General features: G+C 60.0%; 1 protein-coding gene. It reads left to right on the top strand.

The window, feature by feature from the left end; genetic code table 11:
- Nucleotides 1-1,083 (top strand): L-serine ammonia-lyase (locus GVL04_RS24050; RefSeq protein WP_159709168.1); only part of this gene is annotated, 1,083 nt, incomplete at its 5' end.

The raw sequence follows: 1,083 nt of genomic DNA on the forward strand, positions 1-1,083 counted from the left end.
TATGCGGTGGAGGATATGGTGTTGCATCCGTTGACGGTGTTGCCGCGGCATACGAACGGGATGAAGTTTGCTGTCTCTGATGCTGAGGGAAGCCTGGTGCGGGAGGCGACGTTCTTCTCGGTGGGTGGTGGGTTCATTGTCCGGGAGGGTGAGGAAGACTCGGCCCGGCAGGAGCTTGAGGAATCGAAGAAGGAGTTGCCGTTGCCGTTCAGGACGGCGGCGGAGTTGATGGGCCGGTGTGCGTCCAAGGGGTTGGGGATCAGCGACATCATGTTCATTAATGAGCGGGCGTCCCGGTCCGAGGAGGAGATCCGGGAGGGTTTGCTGCATATTTGGCAGGTGATGGAGGCCTGTGTTGAAACCAGTTTGAAGCGTGAGGGTGTGTTGCCGGGTGGGTTGCGGGTCCGTCGTCGTGCTCCTGATTGGTTGGAGCGGCTCCTGAAGGAGGATAAGGACCGGAATGATCCGAAGTATTGGCAGGAGTGGGTGAACCTGATTGCTTTGGCGGTCAATGAGGAGAACGCCTCTGGTGGCAGGGTGGTGACGGCGCCGACGAATGGTGCTGCGGGGATTATCCCGGCGGTGTTGTATTACGCGTTGAATTACGCGCCGGGCATGGACAAGGCCAGCCAAAAAGACAAGGACGATGTGGTGGTGAAGTTCCTGCTCGCCGCGGGTGCTGTGGGTGTGTTGTATAAGGAGCAGGCCTCGATTTCGGGGGCTGAGGTGGGCTGTCAGGGTGAGGTGGGTTCGGCGTCGTCGATGGCTGCTGCGGGGTTGGCTGAGGTGATGGGTGGTACGCCGGGTCAGGTGGAGAACGCCGCGGAGATCGCGATGGAGCATAATCTGGGGCTGACGTGTGATCCGATCGGGGGGTTGGTGCAGATTCCGTGTATTGAGCGGAACGCGATCGCTGCGGCGAAGGCGATCAATGCCACGAAGATGGCGTTGTGGGGTGACGGGACGCACCGGGTTTCCTTGGACGAGGTCATTGTGACCATGCGGGAAACGGGTAAGGACATGTCCCATAAGTACAAGGAAACCGCGATGGGCGGCCTCGCCGTCAACGTCGTCGAATGCTGA

Origin of the sequence: Arthrobacter sp. 18067, from assembly GCF_902706295.1 — a bacterium.
Taxonomy (GTDB): domain Bacteria; phylum Actinomycetota; class Actinomycetes; order Actinomycetales; family Micrococcaceae; genus Arthrobacter.